The sequence below is a fragment of the Pedobacter aquatilis genome (genome assembly GCF_032678405.1).
GTDB lineage: Bacteria > Bacteroidota > Bacteroidia > Sphingobacteriales > Sphingobacteriaceae > Pedobacter > Pedobacter aquatilis_A.
The window spans coordinates 211293-234962 of sequence record NZ_JAVTSJ010000004.1; the positions used below are offsets into that span (position 1 = coordinate 211293).

22 protein-coding genes and 3 tRNA genes are annotated in these 23670 nt (G+C 38.0%); 15 read left to right on the plus strand and 10 right to left on the minus strand.

Annotated elements, in window-relative coordinates; all coding sequences use genetic code 11:
• Positions 1 to 67: 67 nt before the first annotated feature.
• From R2R71_RS12465 to R2R71_RS12475, 3 genes are all read left to right on the plus strand, one after another.
• A complete protein-coding gene (locus R2R71_RS12465) occupies positions 68 to 919 on the plus strand; it encodes a TIGR02757 family protein (protein WP_316831601.1) in 852 nt (283 codons plus the stop codon).
• A 114-nt stretch (positions 920 to 1033) separates the two neighbouring features.
• Entirely contained in the window at positions 1034 to 1648 is a 615-nt protein-coding gene (locus R2R71_RS12470; RefSeq protein ID WP_316831602.1) for a Crp/Fnr family transcriptional regulator, read from the plus strand.
• A gap of 294 nt (positions 1649 to 1942) precedes the next feature.
• Positions 1943 to 2590, plus strand: a complete 648-nt coding sequence (locus R2R71_RS12475; RefSeq protein WP_316831603.1) for a response regulator transcription factor — start codon at positions 1943 to 1945, stop codon at positions 2588 to 2590.
• A 49-nt stretch (positions 2591 to 2639) separates the two neighbouring features.
• Here R2R71_RS12475 and R2R71_RS12480 read toward each other — a convergent pair whose 3' ends face one another.
• Entirely contained in the window at positions 2640 to 2813 is a 174-nt protein-coding gene (locus tag R2R71_RS12480; RefSeq protein WP_316831604.1) for a hypothetical protein, read from the minus strand.
• Positions 2814 to 2983: 170 nt separating this feature from the next.
• On the opposite strand from R2R71_RS12480, the gene dinB reads away from it, so the two are divergent.
• The 3 genes from dinB (at position 2984) to R2R71_RS12495 (ending at position 8124) form a co-directional block, all read left to right on the plus strand.
• The gene (gene dinB / locus R2R71_RS12485; RefSeq protein WP_316831605.1) at positions 2984 to 4270 is read left to right on the plus strand and encodes a DNA polymerase IV; all 1287 of its coding nucleotides are present in this window, start codon (positions 2984 to 2986) and stop codon (positions 4268 to 4270) included.
• Position 4271: 1 nt separating this feature from the next.
• A complete protein-coding gene (gene dnaE, locus R2R71_RS12490; protein ID WP_316831606.1) occupies positions 4272 to 7283 on the plus strand; it encodes a DNA polymerase III subunit alpha in 3012 nt (1003 codons plus the stop codon).
• A 331-nt stretch (positions 7284 to 7614) separates the two neighbouring features.
• A complete protein-coding gene (locus R2R71_RS12495; RefSeq protein WP_316831607.1) occupies positions 7615 to 8124 on the plus strand; it encodes a YdeI/OmpD-associated family protein in 510 nt (169 codons plus the stop codon).
• Here R2R71_RS12495 and R2R71_RS12500 read toward each other — a convergent pair whose 3' ends face one another.
• The 8 genes from R2R71_RS12500 to R2R71_RS12535 form a co-directional block, all read right to left on the minus strand.
• Positions 8125 to 8853 carry a polyprenol monophosphomannose synthase gene (locus R2R71_RS12500; RefSeq protein WP_316831608.1) on the minus strand — a complete coding sequence of 243 codons (729 nt, stop codon included), beginning with the start codon at positions 8851 to 8853 and terminating at the stop codon, positions 8125 to 8127.
• 117 nt (positions 8854 to 8970) lie between these two features.
• Positions 8971 to 10452, minus strand: coding sequence for a peptide MFS transporter (locus R2R71_RS12505; protein ID WP_316831609.1), 1482 nt, complete (start codon positions 10450 to 10452; stop codon positions 8971 to 8973).
• A gap of 65 nt (positions 10453 to 10517) precedes the next feature.
• Entirely contained in the window at positions 10518 to 12113 is a 1596-nt protein-coding gene (locus tag R2R71_RS12510; RefSeq protein ID WP_316831610.1) for a peptide MFS transporter, read from the minus strand.
• Between the two features lie 146 nt (positions 12114 to 12259).
• Positions 12260 to 13156, minus strand: a complete 897-nt coding sequence (locus R2R71_RS12515; RefSeq protein ID WP_316831611.1) for a hypothetical protein — start codon at positions 13154 to 13156, stop codon at positions 12260 to 12262.
• Between the two features lie 9 nt (positions 13157 to 13165).
• Complete coding sequence (locus tag R2R71_RS12520) at positions 13166 to 14341, minus strand: acetyl-CoA C-acyltransferase (protein WP_316831612.1); 1176 nt, start codon at positions 14339 to 14341, stop codon at positions 13166 to 13168.
• Between the two features lie 300 nt (positions 14342 to 14641).
• Positions 14642 to 14809, minus strand: a complete 168-nt coding sequence (locus R2R71_RS12525) for an Arc family DNA binding domain-containing protein (protein WP_316831613.1) — start codon at positions 14807 to 14809, stop codon at positions 14642 to 14644.
• 3 nt (positions 14810 to 14812) lie between these two features.
• Positions 14813 to 15334, minus strand: coding sequence for a hypothetical protein (locus R2R71_RS12530; RefSeq protein ID WP_316831614.1), 522 nt, complete (start codon positions 15332 to 15334; stop codon positions 14813 to 14815).
• A 3-nt stretch (positions 15335 to 15337) separates the two neighbouring features.
• Entirely contained in the window at positions 15338 to 16195 is an 858-nt protein-coding gene (locus R2R71_RS12535) for an SPFH domain-containing protein (protein WP_316831615.1), read from the minus strand.
• Positions 16196 to 16384: 189 nt separating this feature from the next.
• Between R2R71_RS12535 and R2R71_RS12540 the strand changes: the two genes are divergently transcribed.
• The 8 genes from R2R71_RS12540 to R2R71_RS12575 all read left to right on the plus strand — a co-directional run bounded on the left by R2R71_RS12540 (position 16385) and on the right by R2R71_RS12575 (position 22307).
• Complete coding sequence (locus R2R71_RS12540) at positions 16385 to 18391, plus strand: HDIG domain-containing metalloprotein (protein ID WP_316831858.1); 2007 nt, start codon at positions 16385 to 16387, stop codon at positions 18389 to 18391.
• A gap of 79 nt (positions 18392 to 18470) precedes the next feature.
• Positions 18471 to 18557 (plus strand) — tRNA-Ser (locus R2R71_RS12545).
• Between the two features lie 87 nt (positions 18558 to 18644).
• Positions 18645 to 18718: transfer RNA gene (locus tag R2R71_RS12550), tRNA-Pro, on the plus strand.
• A gap of 50 nt (positions 18719 to 18768) precedes the next feature.
• A tRNA-Pro gene (locus tag R2R71_RS12555) sits at positions 18769 to 18842 on the plus strand.
• Between the two features lie 266 nt (positions 18843 to 19108).
• On the plus strand, positions 19109 to 20356 hold the full coding sequence (locus R2R71_RS12560; RefSeq protein WP_316831616.1) for a site-specific integrase: 1248 nt from the start codon (positions 19109 to 19111) through the stop codon (positions 20354 to 20356).
• Positions 20357 to 20780: 424 nt separating this feature from the next.
• The gene (locus R2R71_RS12565; protein WP_316831617.1) at positions 20781 to 20996 is read left to right on the plus strand and encodes a helix-turn-helix transcriptional regulator; all 216 of its coding nucleotides are present in this window, start codon (positions 20781 to 20783) and stop codon (positions 20994 to 20996) included.
• On the plus strand, positions 20993 to 21325 hold the full coding sequence (locus R2R71_RS12570) for a HipA N-terminal domain-containing protein (protein ID WP_316831618.1): 333 nt from the start codon (positions 20993 to 20995) through the stop codon (positions 21323 to 21325). The genes R2R71_RS12565 and R2R71_RS12570 overlap by 4 nt, the downstream gene beginning before the upstream one ends.
• Positions 21315 to 22307, plus strand: a complete 993-nt coding sequence (locus R2R71_RS12575) for a HipA domain-containing protein (RefSeq protein ID WP_316831619.1) — start codon at positions 21315 to 21317, stop codon at positions 22305 to 22307. Before R2R71_RS12570 ends, R2R71_RS12575 begins: the two co-directional genes overlap by 11 nt.
• 246 nt (positions 22308 to 22553) lie before the next feature.
• Here the strand turns inward: R2R71_RS12575 and R2R71_RS12580 are convergent, their stop codons facing one another.
• The gene (locus R2R71_RS12580; protein WP_316831620.1) at positions 22554 to 22817 is read right to left on the minus strand and encodes a hypothetical protein; all 264 of its coding nucleotides are present in this window, start codon (positions 22815 to 22817) and stop codon (positions 22554 to 22556) included.
• A gap of 492 nt (positions 22818 to 23309) precedes the next feature.
• Between R2R71_RS12580 and R2R71_RS12585 the strand changes: the two genes are divergently transcribed.
• A complete protein-coding gene (locus R2R71_RS12585; protein WP_316831621.1) occupies positions 23310 to 23633 on the plus strand; it encodes a hypothetical protein in 324 nt (107 codons plus the stop codon).
• The last annotated feature ends 37 nt before the right edge of the window (positions 23634 to 23670 follow it).

Sequence of the window (23670 nt, forward strand, 5' to 3'; positions counted from 1 at the left end):
CATAAAAAAATCCGGTAGTTTAAATAGTTTAACTATTTGCACTGCCGGATTATTTTTTATTATACCAATGGATTTTTTAGAACTTAAAAATTTTCTTGATGCAAAGGTTGAGCAGTATAATCAACCTGATTTCATCCCGAACGACCCCATTTGTATTCCTCATTTATTTACGCAAAAACAAGACATAGAAATTGCCGGTTTTTTTGCTGCAGTTTTGGCCTGGGGACAACGAAAAACTATTATAAACAAATGTAAAGAATTGCTGGGCCGGATGGATGACGCACCCTATGATTTTATTCTTGGGCATAGCGATAATGAATTAAAGCAACTATTAAACTTTAAGCACCGAACATTTAACGATACCGATTTACTGTATTTTATCGAATTCTTCAGGTCTCACTATACGAAGTACGATAGTCTTGAATATGCATTTGTTCCTAATCAGGATGTGTTTTTATCCGATTATTTAACATCTGCTCCTGGCTTTACTGATACGCAGTTTTCTGATGGAACCTGCTTTTCGCCTCAGCTGAATTTTACTATAGAACAGTCATTAAACCACTTTAGAAGCTACTTTTTTTCGCTAGAAGATTTTCCCCATCGTACCAAAAAACATATCTCATCGCCAAAACAAAAATCTACCTGTAAAAGATTAAATATGTTTTTACGCTGGATGGTTCGTAATGACAATAAAGGCGTAGATTTTGGTGTCTGGAATATTATTAAACCGTCTGATTTAATCTGTCCTTGCGATGTGCATGTAGATCGTGTAGGGCGACTATTAGGTTTAATTCAACGTAAGCAAACAGATTGGTTTACCGCTACCGAACTTACACAGAATTTAAAAGCATTTGATTTTGCTGATCCTGTTAAGTATGATTTTGCTCTTTTTGGTTTGGGGGTAGAAAAATTAATGTAATGGTTAGTTGAATAAAAGTATTAATACGCTTCTTTTTTACAATCTATCTTGGTATACTTACATCATAATTTTTCTCATAAAAAATCAGTTTATACCACTCCCTAATCTAGTTATATGATTGCAGTTAACTCATCTGATGATGATAGGTGGAGGAAATATAATAATGCCTCTCCCTTAATTTCGGTATTTAGAAATTTTCATCCGCTAAATGAAGAGATAGAGGAACGCATCAATCAACATACTTTTCCGATAGGTTTCAAAAAAAATAAATTTATTATTTCACCGGTTGATAAAAATAAATTTCTTTTTTTAATTGTTAAAGGGGTTGTTAGAGGATATATAAAAGATGGTAAGAATGAAATTACAACATGGATTGCTAAAGAAGGGGAGATAGTTGGTACAATCCGGAACTTGTGGTTGCAAAACGATTCTGAAGAGTATTTGCAGGCTTTGGAAGATGTTGAGTTAATTGCCATTCCACATGCTTTAACAGAATACCTGTACGAAAACTTTCCTGAAGCAAATATCGTTGGCAGAAAAATGATGGAACTCTATTACCGTTCAGCTGAAGAAAGGGCTTACTTATGCCGCATTTCTTCCGCTGAAAAAAGATATAAGAGATTTTTACTCTCATTTCCTGATTTAATAAACAGGGTTTCTTTAAAATACATCGCTTCTTTTCTGGCCATTCGGCTGGAAACTTTAAGTAGGATTCGGGCTAAGATCTGATTAAAACTATATTTCCTGTATGATAACACCGTTTTTCTGATCACAATTCTTTTATTGTTTCAGTTCATTCGCCATTTTTTACAAATGCCAAACTGCTCATTAGTGTTTTGATGACATTTGTCAAATACTTTTTTAGGATTAATACTGAATTATGATTATTGATCTAAACATAATTGATAAATTATGTACATTTACAAATACAAACTGAAGAAACTAAGAAGCCATTTGTAAAAGTCTAAACCTACTCTATTGTTATAACTAATCAACACATAATTCATCCTATATATCCAAACAATGAAAACAAAAACTACGGTAAGCACTTTTTCAGTCCTTATTGCAGATGATCACGAAATCATCCGAAGGGGATTAAAGAGCTTAATATCAGATTATTGGGCTGGCGTTCAGCTTTTAAATGCTTCTACTATGGAAGAAGCATTAGTCGAAACTGAGAAATCTCCAAGCTTAATTATCATAGATGTAAATCTACCTGGAGGTAATAACTTAAAAGTAATTGATCAGTTAAAACTTGTACAGCCAAATGCAAAAATCCTGGTGTTTTCATCGTTAAATGAAAATATTTATGCAGTTCCTTATTTAAAATCAGGCGCTTCTGGTTATTTAACTAAAAATGCTGAAGAATCTGAAATTGTTACGGCCATTACCACAATTTTAGCCGGAAGCAGGTACTCAAGCCGAAACGTAAAAGAAAATATGTTTAACAGCATTTTAGGAAATGATGCTGATAATCCTTTTACCAAACTATCAGGAAGAGAACTCGAGGTAGCCGAGTTGTTAACCAAAGGTATTGGTGTACTGGAAATTTCAAATCAGCTAAACCTGCAAATGGGAACAGTTAGCACTTATAAATTAAGACTTTTTCAAAAGCTTAAAATTAAAAGTATTATAGAACTGGCCGAAAAAATGAGTATTTACGAGAAGTAATATTTTATAAGCCAAAATATATGAGGAGTTGCCCAAAGCAGCTCCTTTTTTATTTCCTATGTTTATTGGTCGTTCCGATACCTTCTTCTCCCGATTCATTCGGTGTAGTGCCGGCTTGTCCGTATTTTTCTGAAGCGCCTTTACCATTCTGATCAAAACTTGCTTTTTCTTTAGATGTACCTGATGATTTTTGCTGGCTATCTGGTTTCTTGTCGTTTTTCATGAGCAAAAGTTTAAAATTAATAATGTCATATTTTGCTTAAACATCAGTAAATACTAAAGGTTTTAGAATTTTAAAACTAAAAATGTTAGTATTTTGTTAGTAATAATCTTTCTTTTAAAATATAATTACTAATTTTATTAGTATAAATTTGCTTACTCATAAGAATGGCTATGCAAGAGAAAAGTATTATTCATATGGATCAGGATGCTTTTTTTGTATCCGTAGAACTGAAGAAAAACCCTAAGCTTATTGGAAAGCCTGTTATCGTTGGGGGAAGTTCTGATCGGGGAGTGGTAACTTCCTGTAGTTATGAAGCCCGGAAATTTGGAGTACACGCTGCGATGCCGGGCAGGATGGCGAAATTGCTTTGCCCTGAAGCTGTTTTTGTTAAAGGAAACCTGGAAGAATACTCAAAAGCATCTCATGATATTACCGAAATTATAGCACAGCGGGTTCCTTTGTTCGAAAAGGCAAGTATTGATGAGCACTATATTGATATGACGGGAATGGATAAGTTTTTCGGCTGTATGAAGTTTGCTTCTGAATTACGGCAAACGATTATGAGGGAAACAGGTCTGCCGATTTCTTTTGGTTTATCTGTTAACAAAACAGTAGCTAAAGTAGTTACAAACGAATGTAAACCAAACGGCGAATTAGAAATCCCTTTTCCTCAGGTCAGACCGTTTTTAAATCCTTTATCTGTTCATAAAATTCCAGGCATCGGTAATGCAACTTATAAAAAACTTAGTGAAATGGGCGTAAGGAAGATTGAAACACTAGCCCAGATTCCTCAGGAGTTGATGTACAAGATATTAGGCGACCATGGTATTAATTTGTGGCAAAAGGCAAATGGAATTGATTTATCGCCCGTAGTGCCTTATCGCGAAAGGAAATCAATAGGCACGCAAACTACCTTCGAAAACGATAGCATGGATATCAATAAAATGAAAGCGATATTAACCGGAATGGTTACGAACCTCACTTTCGATCTTCGCAGCCAGCAGAAATTAACCGCTTGTATAACGGTAACCATCCGTTATGCTAATTTCGAAACCGTAACACAGCAGGCCCGTATTCCTTATACCGCTTTAGATTCCTTTTTAATAACTAAAGCACATGATTTATTCAAAAAAGTTTACAGCAAACGCATGATGCTTCGGTTGATCGGCGTAAAATTATCTCATTTGGTTAGCGGCTTTGAGCAGATAGGTCTCTATCATACTTCCGAAGAGGAATATGATTTATACCAGGCAATGGATAAAGTTCGAAAAAACTACGGTGTAGAATCGGTTGTAAAAGCCTGTATCGTAAAACAACCTGAAAAAGACGAAAACGGTAAGATTATCAAATATAATCCACGACGAATAAAAGCTAAAGACGAAGAAAGAAAAAAATCCAGAATCAGGACTTTTATTAATTCTGATGTTTCGCAGGCAAACAAATTAACCGATAGCTAACATGTTTCTGAATGTTCACTCTTCATATAGCTTAAAATACGGTGTAATGGATATTAATAGCATCATAGCCCAGGCACGTAGCTTAAATATCCATCAGCTTGTATTAACCGATATCAATAACTCAACCGGTGCTGTTGAGTTTATCAGGACCTGCATAAACCAAAGTTTTTACAAAGCAGCAGATGAGGTACAGAAAGGAAATACGCCTTATCTGCTGAAGCCTCTTGCAGGGATAGAATTCAGAAAAGATAACCTTCTGCTTTATTTTGGAATTGCGAAAAATAAGGAAGGAATGAGGGAGCTTAACGAGTTTTTGAGCCTTCACAACATTCATAATATTCCACTGCCAGATCAGGCTCCGAAATTCAAAAATGTATTTATAATCTATCCATTTATAAGAGAATCTACCTATGTTCTGGCCGAAAATGAATTTGTTGGGATTCGACATACTCAATTAACCCAACTCTATAAACACCAGTTGCTCAGGCAAAAACATAAACTGGTCGTTTGGCATCCGGTAACTGTTGCAGATAAGGTGTCATACCGGTTACACGAATATATGCGGGCAATCGATCTAAACACACTTTTAACTAAAGTTCCCGATGAATTTAAATGCTCAAATAACGAAACATTAATTCCCGAAGAGAAGTTAAAGGCTTATTTCGAGAATTATCCTTTCATAATACAAAATACCCTGGAATTATTGGAAGCCTGCGACTTATCTGAATATTTTGAACTAAAACCGCAATCCAAAAATAAGTTTCACTATACCAGAGGTGGAGAAGAAACAGATATGTTGCTGTTGAGGAGATTGGCACTGAAAGGGCTCGAGTACCGTTACGGAAAAGACCATACAATTGCCCTGGAAAGGCTAGAGAAAGAATTGAGGATCATCACTTTTAAAAAGTATTCGGCTTACTTTTTAATCACTTTCGATATAGTAAGGTATGCGATGGGAAAATGCAAGTTTTACCACGTAGGGCGGGGCTCAGGTGCCAATAGTATTGTTGCGTATTGCTTAAGGATTACGGATGTTGATCCAATTGATCTCGACTTATATTTTGAACGGTTTTTACACGAAAAGAGAACCAGTCCGCCTGATTTTGATATAGATTTTTCCTGGGATGAACGGGAAACCATTCAGCAGTATATCTTCAATAAATACCCCAAAGGACACGTTGCTTTCTTAGGTACCATGAGTACTTTTAAAGACAGGGCAATCATCCTCGAAATAGGGAAAGTTTTAGGTCTGGCGAAAGATGAAATAGATAGCTTTAGCGACCCGACCAAAGAATGGATAAATTTGAAAAATCCTGTTTTTCAGAAGATAAAAAAGGTACATCGGGAGATGGCTTCAATGCCTAATCAACGTTCTATTCATGCCGGTGGTATTTTAATATCTGAAGAACCGATTACCTATTATACTGCTTTAGATATGCCTCCGAAGGGTTATCCAACGGTACAATGGGATATGTATGAGGCAGAACTTATTGGTTATGAAAAATTTGATATTTTGAGCCAGCGGGGTATAGGTCATATCAGGGAAGCCGTTCGGTTGATTGAAGAAAATAAAGGAAAGCAGGTTGATATCCACGATTTTAAAACATTTAAAGAGGATGATCAACTCAACCGTATTTTAAAAGAAGGACAGCCGATTGGTTGTTTTTACATAGAATCGCCGGCAATGCGCCAATTACTTAAAAAACTTAAATGCGAAGACTACCTGACACTGGTCGCGGCGAGTTCCATCATACGTCCGGGAGTTGCCAGCTCAGGAATGATGAAAGCGTTTATTGAGCGTTACCATGCGCCCGATAAAGTTGAATACCTATGCGAGGAGATGAAGGAACAGCTAAAAGAAACCTATGGTGTAATGGTTTACCAGGAAGACGTAATTAAAGTATGCCACTATTTTGCAGGACTGGATTTGGCCGATTCAGATATCTTACGCAAAGCCATGAGCGGTAAATATCGTTCTAAACTTGCTTTTGATGAACTGGTAAATAAATTTTTTCTATCCGCAAAAGCACAGGGGCATTCGGAAGAGCTAGTCAAAGAAGTTTGGCGACAGATTTCATCCTTTGCTGGCTATAGCTTTTCCAAGGCACATTCTGCTTCGTTTGCGGTAGAAAGTTATCAAAGTTTATTCCTTAAAACCTATTATCCCAAAGAGTTTATGGTAGCGGTGTTAAACAATTATGGCGGCTTTTATACCCGCTGGGTTTATGTACACGAACTTCAGAAAACAGGGGCAAAGGTGCATCTGCCTTGTGTAAACCATAGTGACGCTGTTGTAAATATTAAAGATAACGACGCTTACTTAGGATTTATCGGCGTGCAGGGATTAGAAAATAAGTTTATCGAACTTATTCCTGATGAAAGAAAAAGGAACGGTAATTACCTCAATTTAGAACAATTTGTAAAAAGAACACAGATTACACTGGAACAGGCAATTTTATTAATCCGCTTAGGCGCATTGCGCTTTACCGGCAAGGATAAGAAAACCTTATTATGGGACATTTATACTTATCTCGGGCACAAGCAGAAAAAAATAAACCATGCTGAATTATTTAATATAGAACAGAAAACTTACCATTTGCCGGTGCTGGAAAGCTCTAAAATTGAAGATGCTTATACCGAACTCGAGCTACTTGGTTTTCCCTTAAACTTCAATATGTTCGATTTCCTGAAAACAAATTACCGTGGCGATATAATGGCAGCCGATTTACATAAACATGTAGGCCAAACGATAAAAATGGTTGGCAACTATGTATGCGAAAAAACCGTACATACCATTAAAAATACTAAAATGTGGTTCGGTACTTTTTTAGATAATAACGGAGATTTTTTTGATACCACACACTTCCCCAATACAACCCCCATATATCCTTTTAAAGGCAAAGGCTGTTATTTAATTTTAGGTAAAGTTGTTGAAGATTTTGGTTTTCAGAGTATTGAAGTATTAAAGTTTGCCAAACTGGATATCCACATGAACCCGGTGGCGGTTAATTAAAATGCACAAGGTTGGGTATTAAACATTGGTTCACTCGTCATTTGATTCCACAAGTCGTCATTGCGAGAAGGGACGACGCGGCAATCTCTTTATTGGCAACTGCTTATTGTTCATTCGTTCATTGGTTTCCACAAGTCGTCATTGCGAGGTACGAAGCAATCTCCTCATTGACTATTGGTCATTAGTTCATTCGTCATTTGTTCAATAGTAACTGCAAACTAGCTACTGCAAACTATTATTGGTCATTGGTAATTGCAAACTGGCTACTGTAAACTGATTAATTGGTCATTACTAATTGCATATTGTTCCCCGTATATTTTATCTTTAACCTATGATTCACTTTAAAGTTGAAATAGAACGGTTTGAAAAAATGGGCGATAAAACAGGTTGGAGTTATATTTTTATTCCAAATGCAATTGCCGATAAAATAAAACCAGGGTGTAAGGTTTCTTTCAGGGTAAAGGGAAAAATAGATGAAGTGGTGATCAGCGGAATGGCAACCACACCCATGGGAGATGGTGATTTCATTATTGCACTTAGAAGTGAATTAAGAAAGAAGCTAAGAAAGGAAGCCGGAGCAAATGTAGCTGTTTACCTGGAAGAAGATAAAGACTTTAAAATCGAAATGCCCGAAGATCTGGAAATCTGTTTGTCAGAAGAAGAGCATTTGATAAATCACTTTTTAAAACAATCTAAATCACATCAGAATTACTTCATCAAATGGATCAATGAGGCTAAAACAGAAGCCACCCGAACCAAACGTTTAGTAATGACGGTAAGGGCTATGGATAAACAGCAGGATTACGGAACAATGATTAGAGAAAGCAGGAAAGATAAATAATTATCGTTTATAACTTCTAAACCAACTCCAAACTTTCATTTGTATTACTCCAATAAAGGCTTCCCTGAAAATTCTGGTACTCATTTTAGAAGTTCCTTCGGTTCTATCTGTAAAAATAATCGGTACTTCAACAACGTTAAAACCAAATTTAATTGCTGTAAATTTCATTTCAATTTGAAAGGCGTAACCAACAAACTTAATTTTATTTAATGGAATGGTTTCAAGCACAATTCTTCGGTAACATTTAAAACCGGCAGTGGCATCCTGAATATTAATCCGGGTGATAATCCTCACATACATCGAAGCAAAATACGACATTAAAACCCTGCCCATTGGCCAGTTTACCACATTTACACCTTTCACATACCTGGAACCCACAGCAACATCTGCTCCGTTTACACAAGCTTCCCTTAAACGGATTAAATCATCAGGATTATGGGAGAAATCGGCATCCATTTCGAAAATGTAATCATATTTCTTTTCGATAGCCCATTTAAAGCCAAAAATATATGCAGTACCTAAACCTTGCTTGCCGGCACGTTCCTGGATAAATAAATGACCTGCATATTCATCCTGTAATGATTTTACAATATCCGCAGTGCCATCAGGAGAACCATCATCAATAATTAAAACATGAAAAGGCTGGGTTAAAGAAAATACCTTTCGGATAATTTTTTCAATATTTTCCTTTTCATTGTAAGTTGGTATGATAACTAAACTATCTGACACGCTTTGTTTGATTTAATTTTTAATGCTCTCGCCAAGAAGGCACGAAAGTAAATATTTAATATGAAAAAACCCGTATCAATCAGTTCTGATACGGGTTAAAATGAGTTAAAAATGTTTTTACTTAACTTCCTGCATTAATTTTTTAATCAGCTGTGAAAATACAATCAGAAATATCCCGGCAATAAGCGAGTATAAAGCAAGTGATTTATAACCTTCGGTATAGGAGTTAAGTTTGGTCATCAATGAAGCATTTTCCATGCTCGACATTTCAGCTCCTAATTTTCCGGCAGCAAGCTGGCCAAAGGCACTAAACAGAAACCACATGCCCATCATCATGCCAAACATTCTTTTAGGCGATAGTTTTGTAATGATCGACATGCCGATCGGGCCAATACAAAGCTCGCCAAGGGTAAGTAATAAATAGGCCAGCGTGAATATATTTAATGAGCTTATGCCTTGCTCATTGGCGAAAAATCTTGTAGCATAAAAAACATAGAAACTTATCGCCAATAAAACAAAACCTAAACCAAACTTTATTACCGTATTGGGTTCAATTTTCTTTCGGTGCATCCCAATCCATAACAAGCCAACCAGGGGGCTAAAAACAATCACAAAGAATGAGTTAACGCTGTTATTTATCACGTTCGGATCTATCGAAAAGAATAAGAGATTGTGATTCAGGTTATCTTTAGCGAATAATGAAAGTGAGCCGCCACTTTGTTCTGAAATGGCCATAAATACAAAATAACATGATATAAATATGAAAGCAGCAAGCAGCTTATACCTGTTCTTTATTTCTTTAATGGTAAACATTTCGTAAAAGAAATAGATCAATGCCGCAACGCCAATGGTATACATGAAATAATCTGTATAAGAAGTATTTCTTACCATGATGAAAATTAATGGTATGCATAGCAAAGAACCAATATAAGTGGCTATTTCGTAAGTTTTTTGTTTAGATTTTCCTAAATGTAACAATGGAGAACTACCGATTGGTCCCAGGAATTTTTTCGTAAAAATAAATGTGCCTAAACCAAACATCATAACCATTGCCGCAGAAAGAAAACACAGGTGCCACGACACATATTTACCCAGGTAAATACACATTGCCCCACCTAACAGGCCACCAACGTTTATGCCTGCGTAAAATAAACCGTAACCGGCGTCTCTTCGGTTATCTTTCTCATGGTAAAGTTCGCCAACCATTGATGAGATATTGGGTTTGAAAAAACCTGTGCCGATAATTGACAAAGTAATCCCTACATAAAATAAATCCTGAGGAGAGAAAGCCAGGATCAGGTTGCCAATAATCATTAAAGAGCCACCCCAGAAAAGTGATTTTCTGAACCCTAAAATCTTATCGGCAAAAATACCACCGATAAAGGTAAATGCATAAACAAAAGCCTGTATAGCCCCATATTGCAGGTTTGACTTCTGATCAGAAAGGTGTAACTGATCCACCATAAAAAAAGCCAGTACCCCACGCATTCCGTAAAAACAGAAGCGTTCCCACATTTCAACTAATGATAGGTGCCAAAGTTGCTTTGGATATTTACCCTCAAAATTTTGAATCTCGTCTAAAGTTTGTATTTCACTCATGAATAATAATTAAAAGCCAAAAGCCCGAAAATATCGGGCTTTTAAAAATCTGAATTTATAAAGTATTAATGAACACCATGCATCCATTTTTTAAGCACAGGATTTAAAGCAAGCATAATTAAGCCTGCAATTATTGGAATTCCGGTAAAGATTAAGAAAAATATAGATATTGAATACTGCGAACTGATTTTATCGATTAATGAACCTGTAGCACCAGCGAGGTAATTTCCTATAGCCGTACAGGTAAACCAGAACCCGAACATTAAACCTACAAGGTTTGCCGGAGCTAGCTTACTTACGTATGAAAGTCCTACCGGTGAAACACATAATTCGCCAACGGTATGGAAAAAATACGCAAAAATTAACCAAAACATGCTTACCTGAGCTGCTGATGCACCTTGAGGGATGTTTGAACCACCATAAGCTAAGCCCGCAAAGCCTACGCCAACAAGAATAAGGCCGATACCAAATTTTACCGGTCCACCAGGGTTTAATTTGGTCTCCCAGATTTTAGAAAAAATAGGGGCAAGCGATACGATAAAGAAAGAGTTTAATACACTGAACCATGAAGCCGGAACTTCGGTAGTTAAAGCACTGAACTCTCTTGTTACCTTCCAGATGGCTAATCCCCAGATAATTATGAAGCTTAATGCTGTAAATAAAATGGTAACAGGGTATTTTTTAAAAATCTTTGTTGCAAGGTTAAATAATACAAAAGTAACCGCCACCAAAGGAAATATCGTTAATATACTATCAATCCATTTAAACGTTGTAGCTGCACCGCCAGTTAAGTTTCTTAAAGTATAGTCTTTGGCAAAAATAGTCATAGAGCCACCTGCCTGTTCAAAAACCATCCAGAAGAAAATGGTGAAAATAGAGAAAATACCCACTACCCATAATCTTTGTTTTCTAACTATTGGCGACACAACCTCGGCCGTTGGATCAGCTTTTTCAATCTTTTCAGCTTTATTAACCGCCGCACCAATTACACCGAATATTTTTTGCCCGAAATAAAATTGTAACATTCCGAACAACATAAATATACCTGCCAAACCGAATCCGTAGTGCCATCCAACTTTTTCACCAATGTAACCACACATTAGCATTCCGATAAATGCACCCGAATTAATACCCATATAAAAAATAGCATAGGCACTGTCTTTTTTATCGCTGATAGGTGGATATAGTTTACCTACAATTGATGAAATATTTGGTTTAAAAAGGCCGTTTCCTAAAATTAACAGCAGTAAGCCAAGATAGAAAAAGTTAGTGCTGATCGCTTCAAGTGCCATGGCGCCATGACCAAGCGTCATTACCAGTGCGCCAATAATTACTGCCTTCCGGTAACCTGTCCATCTGTCGGCAATTAAACCACCAATAATCGGTGTGAAATAAGCTAAGCCTGTATATAGTGCATAAAGCTGAAGTGCTTCTGGTCTTGGCCATCCCCAGCCATTTTTGCTTAAGTCGCTAACCAGAAATAAAACCAGGATTGCCCGCATTCCATAATAGCTGAATCTTTCCCACATTTCAGTAAAAAAGAGTACAAATAAGCCAACGGGGTGACTAAATAATTTTTCAGGAGAAACTCCCTGGCTTTCAAGATGAAGATCTAATTCTTTATCATGGTTTATAGATAGTGCTTCAGCTGCTGTTTGCATAGAATATTCGTTGGTTTTAGTTTACGATTTCAAAATTTGTGTGTTGTTTTTGTGTTGATTTCAAGGCGCAATATAGCGAGCCATGCGCACTCTAACAAATTTTTAACTCATCTGTAAAGTAATGAAGAGGTTACGATATGGGGATTTTAGAATTTTCTTACTGGTTTAACGTTCTTTGCCGGATCGGCATATAGTGCATCGCTGGCACTCGCATCATTTTTTAAGATAACATTTTCCTGTAACCTTAAGCGGCCACCCACAATTTTAAAAGCATCGGTATTTCCATCCGAGCCGTAAAACTGGAATTTTCCAACCATTTCCGGATCAAAAGGAGCGAGGTGGTCAAAAACAATCAGGCCCGCATTTTTATCGGTTTTTAAAACCATGGCATTTTGTTTTTGATATTCGAAGATTACACGGTTTTTGCCTTTTAACTCTTTACCGTCAAATACCGGCATTCCGAAAATAGCATTGTCTTTATCGAAGGATAATATTTCGACGATCTTTTTAGTTGTTTCAGTTGTATTTCCTTTCCATCCTAAAAGCACATAATAGGGGAGTTTTCCTGAAGAGGTTACGGGTATAATTTCATAATATTTAGCACCCAGCCATTTTTGATTATTGGTAATGCTATTCAGGTCATTGATGTTATCCGTTTGATCAATCAGCGGGAAAAGTTTTAAATTTCCCTTATTGTTCATCTGTATAGCGCCATAATACCTGTAGGTGCCATTCTCCAGCTGAACATACCACGAAAGGATTCTGAAAGCCTGATCTGAAGATTTAACTATTGATACGGTTTTTAGGGAATCAAAAGTATAATTGAAAGAATTAGGCTCTTTTAAGGCTTCAACCAGTGTTTTAACAAACTTGCCATTTTCAGCGAACTTTTTTTCATCGCTTTGCTGTTCATTGTAAACATTTGCTGCAATTTTAATTAAAGTGTCCTGAAAAGCATTGAGCTTAGCACTGGTTTGCTGTGCATGAAGTTTTACGCTGAATAGCCCCGTAAGCACGAGAATATAAAATCTGATTTCCCTCATTAACTGTTTTTATAATTTCTCGATAACTAAGGCACTGGCACCACCACCACCATTACAAATGCCGGCTACACCTATTTTACCATTGTTTTGTTCCAGTACAGATAAAAGGGTAACGACAATTCTGGCACCCGATGCACCCAGCGGATGCCCTAATGAAACTGCTCCGCCGTTTACATTTACCTTGTTATCTGCTAAATTTAATAATTGATTATTGGCCAGGGATACCACTGAAAAAGCTTCATTGATTTCGAAGAAATCTACCTTATCTATACCTATACCAGCTTTATGCAATGCCAGTGGAATTGCTTTTGATGGTGCCGTTGTAAACCATTCAGGCGCTTGCTGTGCATCTGCAAAACCGGCTATTTTAGCCAGGGGTTTAATTCCCAGGGCAGTTGCACGTTCTGCACTCATTAATACCAAAACAGCAGCACCATCATTTAAGGTGGAGGCATTCGCAGCGGTAATCGTTCCATCCTTCTTAAATACAGGTTTTAACGATGGGATTTTATCAAATTTAACAGCCGTCGGCTCATCATCGGTATCAACTAAAGTAATTTCCCCTTTACGGTCTTTAACTTCAATTGCAACGATTTCTGTTTTAAATTTTCCGGCAGTTTGTGCTGCCTGCGAGCGTTTGTAAGATTCGATGGCGAAATTATCCTGCGCTTCACGACTGATATTGCAGTCTGCTGCGCAAAGTTCAGCAGCCGATCCCATGTGGTAATCATTATAAACATCCCACAAACCATCTTTAACCAGCCCATCTGTAACTTGTCCATGGCCCAGGCGGTAACCATTCCTGGCTTTATCTAAATAGTATGGAACGTTGCTCATACTTTCCATTCCACCAGCTACAATAATATCATTATCACCATTGGCAATGCTTTGAGCAGCCAGCATAATTGCTTTTGTACCCGATGCGCAAACTTTATTTATGGTAGTTGCAGGTAAATCTGGCAATCCGGCAAATTTTGCAGCCTGTGTAGCAGGTGCCTGACCTAAATTGGCCGATAACACATTGCCCATATAAACTTCCTGAACCTGGTCTGGATTGATGCCGGCTTTTTCAACAGCTGCCTTTATAGCAAAGCCACCTAACTGCGTAGCCGAAAACTGCGCCAATGAACCGCCAAAACTTCCAATAGCCGTTCTAACAGCCGAAACAATTACAACTTCTCTCATGTATACTAAATTTTATGAATATTGGTTAGGCTGCTAAGTTATGTATTTTTACTATTAGATAAACGATAAATAAAGGGTTTTAGCCTGATGGTGAAATAATGAATGACGTTAAATAACCAATTAACCAAATAATCACTTAGTAGTATCTAGTTAGTAGTTAGCATTGAATAAATGACTAATGATCATTGAACGAATGAACCAATTAACCAGTTAACCGAATAATCAGTTTACAGTATCCGGTTTGCAGCTACCAATAAACTAATGAACCAATGACAAATGAACCAATGACTAATGCACCAATTATTCTTCCTTAACCTTTCCTTTCTTGCGTGATTTTACGGCCTGATTTAACAAATACTCTATCTGTCCGTTAGTGCTTCTGAATTCGTCAGCCGCCCAGGTTTCAATCTCCTTTAATAGTGCCGGACTTATTCTTAATACAAAAGCTTTTTTATCTTTCTCCGCCATTCTTTATTGTATTGCTTGTATATTATACTTTGTTTTCAGGTTGATAAGGAACAACTCCAGTTCCGCTAATTTGTTTGTGCTGAAAAGGAGTTTCTTGTTTGCTCCAAATTCCAGCTGTAAGCCTTTATTCTTATCATTCATGATGTAAGCCTTGTCATTAAACTTAAACCAGAGCCTGTAACGGACACCCCAACCGCCATAATCGCCCAAAGCATCGAAATTATTCAGGTAAACCTTTTCAATGTTTTTCCATTCAATTAATTTAGGCTTTAACTGAAAGGGAAAGTAACGGTAAGAAATTCCATTTAAGTTTATGGTAGTGGTTAAGGTGTTTTTCTGGATGAAATAGATAATTAAAAAAGGAAGAAAAACAGCCCATAAAGGTGCAAAATATGCTTTCTCTATGTCTGATAAACTCATGCCGCCCTTATCAAAAAGGACAATACTTAATACGATAACTGTGTCAACAATGAGCAGGATGTAGAGCCACCAAAGCTTCAAGTTTTGTTTTTCTTCGAATTCCATTGCTTAGTTGTATAAAGTACCGGTATTTACAACAGGCTGAACATGTTTATCGCCGCACAAAACAACTAATAAATTACTAACCATTGCCGCTTTACGTTCCTCATCTAACTCAACGATTCCCTTTTGCGATAATTTTTCCAGGGCCATTTCAACCATCCCTACGGCACCTTCAACAATTAATTTACGGGCAGCAATTACGGCCGTTGCCTGCTGTCTTTGCAACATTGCACTGGCAATTTCCGGAGCATAGGCAAGGTGAGAAATCCGGGCTTCAAGCACCTCAATTCCTGCTCTTGATAATCGTTCGTTTAATTCGTTTTCCAGAAGCTCACTAACCTTTTCGGCGCCGTCTTTTAACGTAATACTGGTTTCTTCACCTTCTGCATGGTCATAAGGGAAAATGTTTGCAAGATGCCTCACAGCAGCCTCACTTTGTATATTTACGTATTGTGTGTAGTTTTCGACAGAGAAAATAGCCTTAGCCGTTTCATTAACTTTCCATACCACCACAGCAGCAATTTCTATGGGATTACCGAGTTTGTCGTTAACCTTTAATTGCTGGCCGTTTAAATTGTTTGCCCTTAACGATACTTTTCTTTTGCTGGTTAAGGGATTTACCCAAAAGAAGCCATCCGTCTTTACGGTACCAACGTATTTGCCGAAAAGGGTAAGTACTTTCGATTCATTAGGGTTGTTAATAATAAGCCCGGGCAGCACCAGAAAGAAGTTAAAGGTTAGGATGCAGCCGCCCCATATAAAATGCGTGGTTACAAAACAAAAAACTGCAGCACCTAAAAGCGCCAGAAATAATGCGAATGTTAAATAGCCTGATGGCGGATTAATTGTTTTTTCCTGATACATAGTGATATTAATTTGATATCATAAAGTAAAATATAAAAATTGGTAATTGCAAACAAAATCAGTAAAATGTATATTAGATAAAAATGCTATTTTTGACTGCACCATAAATGTATTGTTTTGGCCAAAATCAAGAAAAATTCCCATAAAATACTTTACCGTAAATACTCATCTAACCTTAAGTATGTAATGATGATTTTTACAGTCTTCATCATTACCCTCTTTTTACCAAAGCAACCGCGCTTCAGGTACGAGTTCGAGAAAAACAAAGTCTGGATGAACAAAGACCTGGTTTCTCCTTTTCCATTCGCTATCCTGAAAACAAATCCACAGGTTAGTACCGATAAAAAAGATGCACTTCGCGATGTGCTGCCGGTTTACAGGTTAGATAGGGATGGTACAACTGACGCACTTGAGCAGTTTCTGAATGAATTTGATATTAAATGGCGTTCGGCACAGCTCGATGAAAAAGACAAGCCGCTGTACAAAAAGATATCATACAATATCTTACAGGAATTATACCTGAAAGGAATTATTGGTTTGAATGTTAAACATCAGTTAACCGGGAAGAATTATGATTTTTCGTTGCTGGATAATAATGTTTCAAAGGAAAAGAATACACAAGATATTTATACAGCAGAAACAGCGCTGAAATATTTCAAGGCAAATTTTAAAGCACCCAATCAGGTGATGCAGGATTTGATTGATAATTTAGCCGAAGCGCATATTTCGCCCAATATTATTTTTGATGAAAGATTAACCGATGTAATCAGGGAAAATACATTAAACAGTGTATCAACCACAAAAGGGATGGTACAGAAAGGAGAGTTGATTGTGGCCAAAAATGATGTCATCGACGATGAAATCTATCAAAAACTCGAATCTTATAAGGCCGCATACGATGCACAGACAAAAACAATTGGTAACAGGACACTGGTATATTTAGGCCAGGTAATTCTTGTAGGCTTTATTTTAAGTATATTAATTTCTTTTCTTTTTCTTTTCAGGAGGGATATCTTTTCTGATAACCGTCAGCTTTCACTAATACTCATTGTAACTACGGGAATGCTCTTAGCCTTAACATGGGCTTTAAAAATGAATATTTCGAGTTTGTACTACATACCTTTTTGTGTTGTTCCCATCATAATCAGGATTTTATTTGATACCCGCCTGGCGCTGTACCTGCACATGCTGGTGATTTTGATTGCCGGTTTCTTCGTAGCGAACAGTTTCGAGTTTGTTTTTTATCAGGTTACTGCAGGTATGGTGGCTATCTTTAGTATCAAGAACTTTGTAAAACGGGAACGCTTTCTGGTTTCAGCACTTTTCATTTTGTCGGCTTATTTTGTTGCCTTCGTTGGTATTGCATTACTCCGCGAAGGCTCGTTCAGGGATATCCAATGGGTTAATTTTGTGCCATTTATTTTTAGTGTTTTACTCTCATTACTAGCGTACCCACTAATCTATATATTCGAACGCGTTTTTGGTATTACGTCTGATGTTGCCCTGATCGAGCTTACCAATACAAACAATAAGCTGTTACGCGAGCTGGCTTTTAAAGCGCCAGGCACCTTTCAGCACTCTTTACAGGTTGCCAATCTGGCTGAGGCCGCAATCTTTAAAATCGGCGGTAATTCAGTTCTGGTGAGGGCAGGGGCTTTATATCATGATATTGGTAAGGTAGATAATCCGCAATATTTCATCGAGAATCAAAATACGGCAGTGAGCCCGCATGATAAGTTGCCTTATGAACAAAGTGCGCAGATCATTATTCAGCATGTCCATAAAGGCATTGAGATTTTAAGGAGAAATCAAATGCCCGAAGCCATTATCGATTTCATCAGAACACATCATGGAAATACCAGGGTCGATTATTTTTACCAGTCTTTTTTAAAAAACTCACCTGAGAAATTTGTTGATGAAAACATTTTCCGCTACCCGGGACCAATACCTTTTAGCAAGGAAACTGGTGTTTTAATGTTGGCCGATTCGGTAGAAGCAGCGTCAAGATCGCTGAAAAATCCCGATGCGCAGAACATAAATGACCTGGTTGAACGGATAATTAACTACAAATTGGAACAAAATCAGTTAGATAATTGCGATTTAACATTAAAAGATATAGAAACTATCAAATTGATTTTCAAGACGATGCTGATGAGTATCTATCATGTGCGCATAGATTATCAACAAGTTTTATAATTTTTTTTTGTGGAATAACTTGTTTTACTATATTTGCAGACCTCAAAACAAGGTCGGTAGGACAAAAAATTGAGGGAACGGAGAGGTGCCTGAGAGGCCGAAAGGAACAGTTTGCTAAACTGTCGTACTGGTAACGGTACCGCGGGTTCGAATCCCGCCCTCTCCGCAAAATAATTTGGCAATTTTAACTGGGAAATATCATTTTAAATCCGTTACTTTGCCACCCCTTGTAAAAGGGAACAGATACCAAGTTCGGGGTGTAGCGTAGCCCGGTATCGCGCCTGCTTTGGGAGCAGGAGGTCGTAGGTTCGAATCCTGCCACCCCGACAAAAAATTGCAGCAGTAATTGCAATATTAAAAAAGATCGATACCACTTTCGGGGTGTAGCGTAGCCCGGTATCGCGCCTGCTTTGGGAGCAGGAGGTCGTAGGTTCGAATCCTGCCACCCCGACTTGTACTCGGACGCAAAATCCGTCAAAGAACCCTCTAATCGTCTGATTATGAGGGTTTTTTGTTGTTTTTTTGGTAGCAATCGAAAACAAAGGAAATCAAGCTATTTTGCACCTATTCTAGCACCTAAAATTTATCTTTATCCTTGTAAAGGCCTCAGATGGAAAAATTTTTCCATTTACTTAAAAAATAGGTTTTGACCTTTTATGCACCAGTTTTTGCTGTTTTTAGGTGCTAGAATAGGTGCAAAACGCAGGAGGAAATTTTATGCAATCCCAACACACTTTCGCCGTCAGTTTCTATTTAAAGCAAGAAAATGGCCGAAAAACCAAAGCTCCGATTTATGTGCGCATTACAGTCGACGGTCAGTACGTCAGACTGGCAGTAAAACGCTCGGTTGAACCTAAATTCTGGAACCAAAGAGACCAGAAGCTGATCGGTAACTCACCAGAAATCATTTCTTTGAGGGACAAGCTCAGGCAGGTGCAGAATGAGATCAATGCAGCTTATGATGAATTGAGGTACCTTAAGAAGCCCATCACTGCGCAAACGATCAAATCACGCATTGATGGCTCGGACGTGGACAAGACACTGACCTACCTCATCGATTACCATTTTGAAGGTCCTGGGCAGTTGCTCTCACCAGGAACATTAAAAAACTATTATTCGACCAAACGATTTCTTTATGAGTTTATGCGCAAGCGCAAACAGAAAGACGTAATGTTAATGCATATCGATTATAAATTCATCTACGAATTCGGCTTATACCTCAGAAAGAAGAAAACAGACAGGGGGCAAAAGCCCTGTACCAACAATGGGGTTATGAAGCATATGGAGCGGTTCAAGAAACTCACCACGCTGGCGATAAAGCTTGGCTGGATGTCTGCCGACCCATTTGTAAACTACAAACGGAGTTTTGTGAAAAAAGACAGGGAGTGCCTGGATAACCAAGAGATCGCAGTCCTTTGGTCATTGGAACTTATAGTCCCCGTAGAGCGTATCGTAAGGGATATGTTCCTTTTTAGCTGTTACACTGGTCTCTCGTTCATTGAAATTTCCAGGTTCAGCCTTAAAGATGTACAGGTTGATTTAAATGGAGACCACTGGCTGGAAATGGTCAGGCAAAAGACGATGAACATCACTGAGCTTAAATTCAATGTGCTTTTGCTTCCGGAGGCACTACAGTTGATTGAGGATTATAAAGAAGATATGCTTCATGATGACCGGACTACCGTCTTTCCATGTCCGACCAACCAGCATACCAACCGTTCGTTAAAAAGGATTGCCGAACTTGCAGGCATTGAAAAGCACCTTACCTTCCATGTCGCCCGCCATACTTTCGCCACAACGATTACCTTGGAAAACGGGGTTTCGATTGAAAGCGTAGCACATATGCTAGGTCATACCAGCACCAGGACAACACAGATATATGCCAAGGTCAAAAAGAAAAAGGTTGCAAACGAAATGGGTGATTTGCGAAGGAAACTGCAGATGAAAGTGCACAAAGCGATTTAGCCAACCAAAAAATACAGATTAATTTGAAAGAGCGCTGCCTTAGCGCTTTTTCTTTATATTTCTTGACTAGCCTAACAACTGTTTCCTATCGTATTTTCCTAACTTTAATTGTCACTTAGTTCGAAACTGAAAAATGTTTAAGGGATGCTTTGTGGAGAATCACAGGATTAATCTCCGCATGCTTTGATGAGATTGCTTTACTTAACTGGTGTTGTAAGATTGGATTTTTCTTATTTTAAGATTAGTTCTCCTGATTTATACCATAAAGAGATCACAACCTATTAATTCAATTTTCACATTATAATGTGATATCTATTGTAAACTGGGCTATTTGTAACGATTTTTTACTGATATTCACATTATAGTGTGTTTTTTAGTTAATTGTCAGTTTTTATGTTTATTTTTGATTGAAATTCACACTATAATGGGAAAATCGATTGGTAATTTATTAAACGAAAGGCGGAGACAGTTGCGCATGACGCAGTTTGATCTGGCCGAACTTGCGGGTATCAGCGTGAATACCCTATATAAAATTGAACGTGGCCAAGGGAATCCGACACTCGCAGTTATCGAGAAAATTACGCTCATACTAGGGCTGGAGCTATCCCTATCCATCGCACAAGCTAATCCAAATCCATGAGACAGGCAGCCGTATTTTTTAATGACATCCTTGCGGGTTACCTCAGCGAAAATGATAACCGCCAGTATAGCTTTATTTATGAAAGTACCTATTTTCTCGATCCCAAGCTGCCTTCAATCAGCCTGACGATGCCAAAAGAGCAAAAAGAATATGTGAGTGAAACGCTATTTCCTTTTTTTTACAACATGCTATCCGAAGGGGTAAATAAAAAGATGCAATCCAGGCAGTATCAACTTGATGAAAATGATGCTTTTGGTCTGTTACTAAAAACAGCGGGATCAGATACCATCGGGGCAATAACCGTTAAAGAAATTCAGAATGGAAATTAAAACTGATCCTGGAACGCTTGCTGAAGGCTTCGATACTTATAGCCCTTTAACCCTGCGCCGCCTGTTTGGTGGAAAGGTGGTCAGTCATATCCTGCCTTACGCTTCTGCGGATAAAAATGAAAAGGACGCTGAAATATTCCTGGAAAACCGCAAACGTATTTCCATCTCTGGAGTACAGGAAAAGCTATCCATGATCCTGTCCGGAAAAACCTTACGCCTGACCAAAGAATGGGAGCAGGGAACCTACTTGCTTAAACCCATCCCGCGTGACGTCCGTCATGCTGCCCAGGTGCCGGCAAATGAACACCTGACCATGCAGATCGCAAAACAGGTCTATGGCATACATACGGCAGAAAATGCACTGATCTTTTTTGAAAGCGGGGAGCCTGCTTATATCACTTTGCGTTTTGATGTGAAGTCTGAAGGGAAAAAGTGGCGTATGGAAGACTTTGCCAGCCTTGCCGGAAAAGTAGGTTTAGGAAGTCCCGACTATAAATATGATTACAATTATGAGTCTAGTGCGGCCCTAATCAGGCAGTTTGTACCTGCATGGCGCATAGAAATAGAGAAGTTCTTCACCCTGGTGGTATTCAACTATCTTTTTTCGAACGGCGATGCCCACCTGAAAAATTTTTCCCTGATTGAAACCAAACAAGCCGATTTTATTTTAGCACCTGCTTATGATCTGCTCAATACCAAAATACATGTAAACGATTCAGATTTTGGATTGAATGGCGGCCTATTCACAGATAATTACCAATCTGCCTACCGCAAAACCCATGGTCATGTAGCGGGCAGCGATTTCCGGGAGTTTGCGAGACGGGTCGGGATCCAGGAAAAAAGAGTGGACAAACTTCTACTTCCCTTTGTTCAAAAGCAAAATCTAGTTGAAACATTAATCGAAAATTCTTACTTAGGCCCTGCCCAGAAAAAAACCTATCTGCTGAACTATAACCGTAAGCGAAAATTCTTAAGCTATTGATACCAACGATTTACTGCGATGGAAGGCCGTTTGTTTCGACGCTGTGTCTGGTGAGCGCCTTTGGATAATTGGATGTAAATTGCTTTTTTTATTCGGTCATGTGAAGTAAAATCGGTGATTTAAGGTCATATGATTGGGATCGCATAATAAACTTAAACATATTGTGAAATAATCAGCATTATAGCTTGGGTGCAGAAATTTTAAATACTGATCATCTACACCCAGTGCCATATTTTCCAGATCCTATCAGCCCGAATCCCTGATAATCCGTAAAAATGCTGCATATTGAGCAAAAAAGGCATCTGGATTGATCTCCCTGAACTCTTGGGAATAACCTGGTTCAAAAAGAAAATCCAAGAAAAACATAAACGCATCCATCTTATCGTCCAAATGTGCTGTTTCACTTTGAGCTGCTACCGGATTTTTCCCTGCATTTGCTGCTTTGAGTGCCATAGATTTTCTGATGGCTGTACGGATTTTTGCATGCGCTGATCTTTTGTGTTTTTTCATGTTTCGCATAACATTAAATTTTATCACCTACCAGAACCATTCTGAAGGGGACCATTTCTGGTTTGTTAAGCGAGTTGATCTGGGAAGCAGGGGCGGAAGACAAGACTTTGCTGAAAAAAAAACCTCGCGGAGGCGAAGCCGACAGCAGGGAAGATTTTTTTCGGGCAAACCCTTCAGGGTTTAGTCTTTTCACCGACCCTGCGATCAGAAATTTTTGCGTTCAAAACCAGGAATTTCACTTCATGATTGTTGAGCTCACAAATAAAACAGATAGGTAAGATCATGCATGAGCTTAGAGCTTATGTTATGCTAAATTTAGCAGTCGAAAGAAATATATGCTAAGGCTGATAAATCACCATCGTTGAACCTTAGCCTCTCTTACCTTGAACTGGATCCTTTAGAAACTGTAAGGTTTAAAATTATTTCAACTGTAAATCGATACCTTAATCGTTTTGGCCTTGCGGGTATCGGGGACTAATATATATTTGTGGCATGACCGTGACCGTATTGCCAATTTTCGAGACTGATTTTAAGCCGCAAAAATCGTTGGCCAAGCTAATGAATGATCGTTTGGAGAAGGCCGCAGTAGAACTTCAGCAGGTTCATCTAAAATCTTTGTATGGGAGAGGCTTTTCAACAGAAGATCTGGTTATCTATTTAAGTTATAATTCAAAGTATAAAATAAGGTACTGTATCGTGAATGATGTACCTGCAGATATCCAGTATTTTGTTGCAGCACTTTGTGGGAGATTAGGATATCTTCTTTGGCGAAGAGCGCTGGTTGATGCCAAACCAGAAAATATCTATTTGAGTTAATTTCTTAACTAAGCAATTTACTTTTACAGTTCCCAAA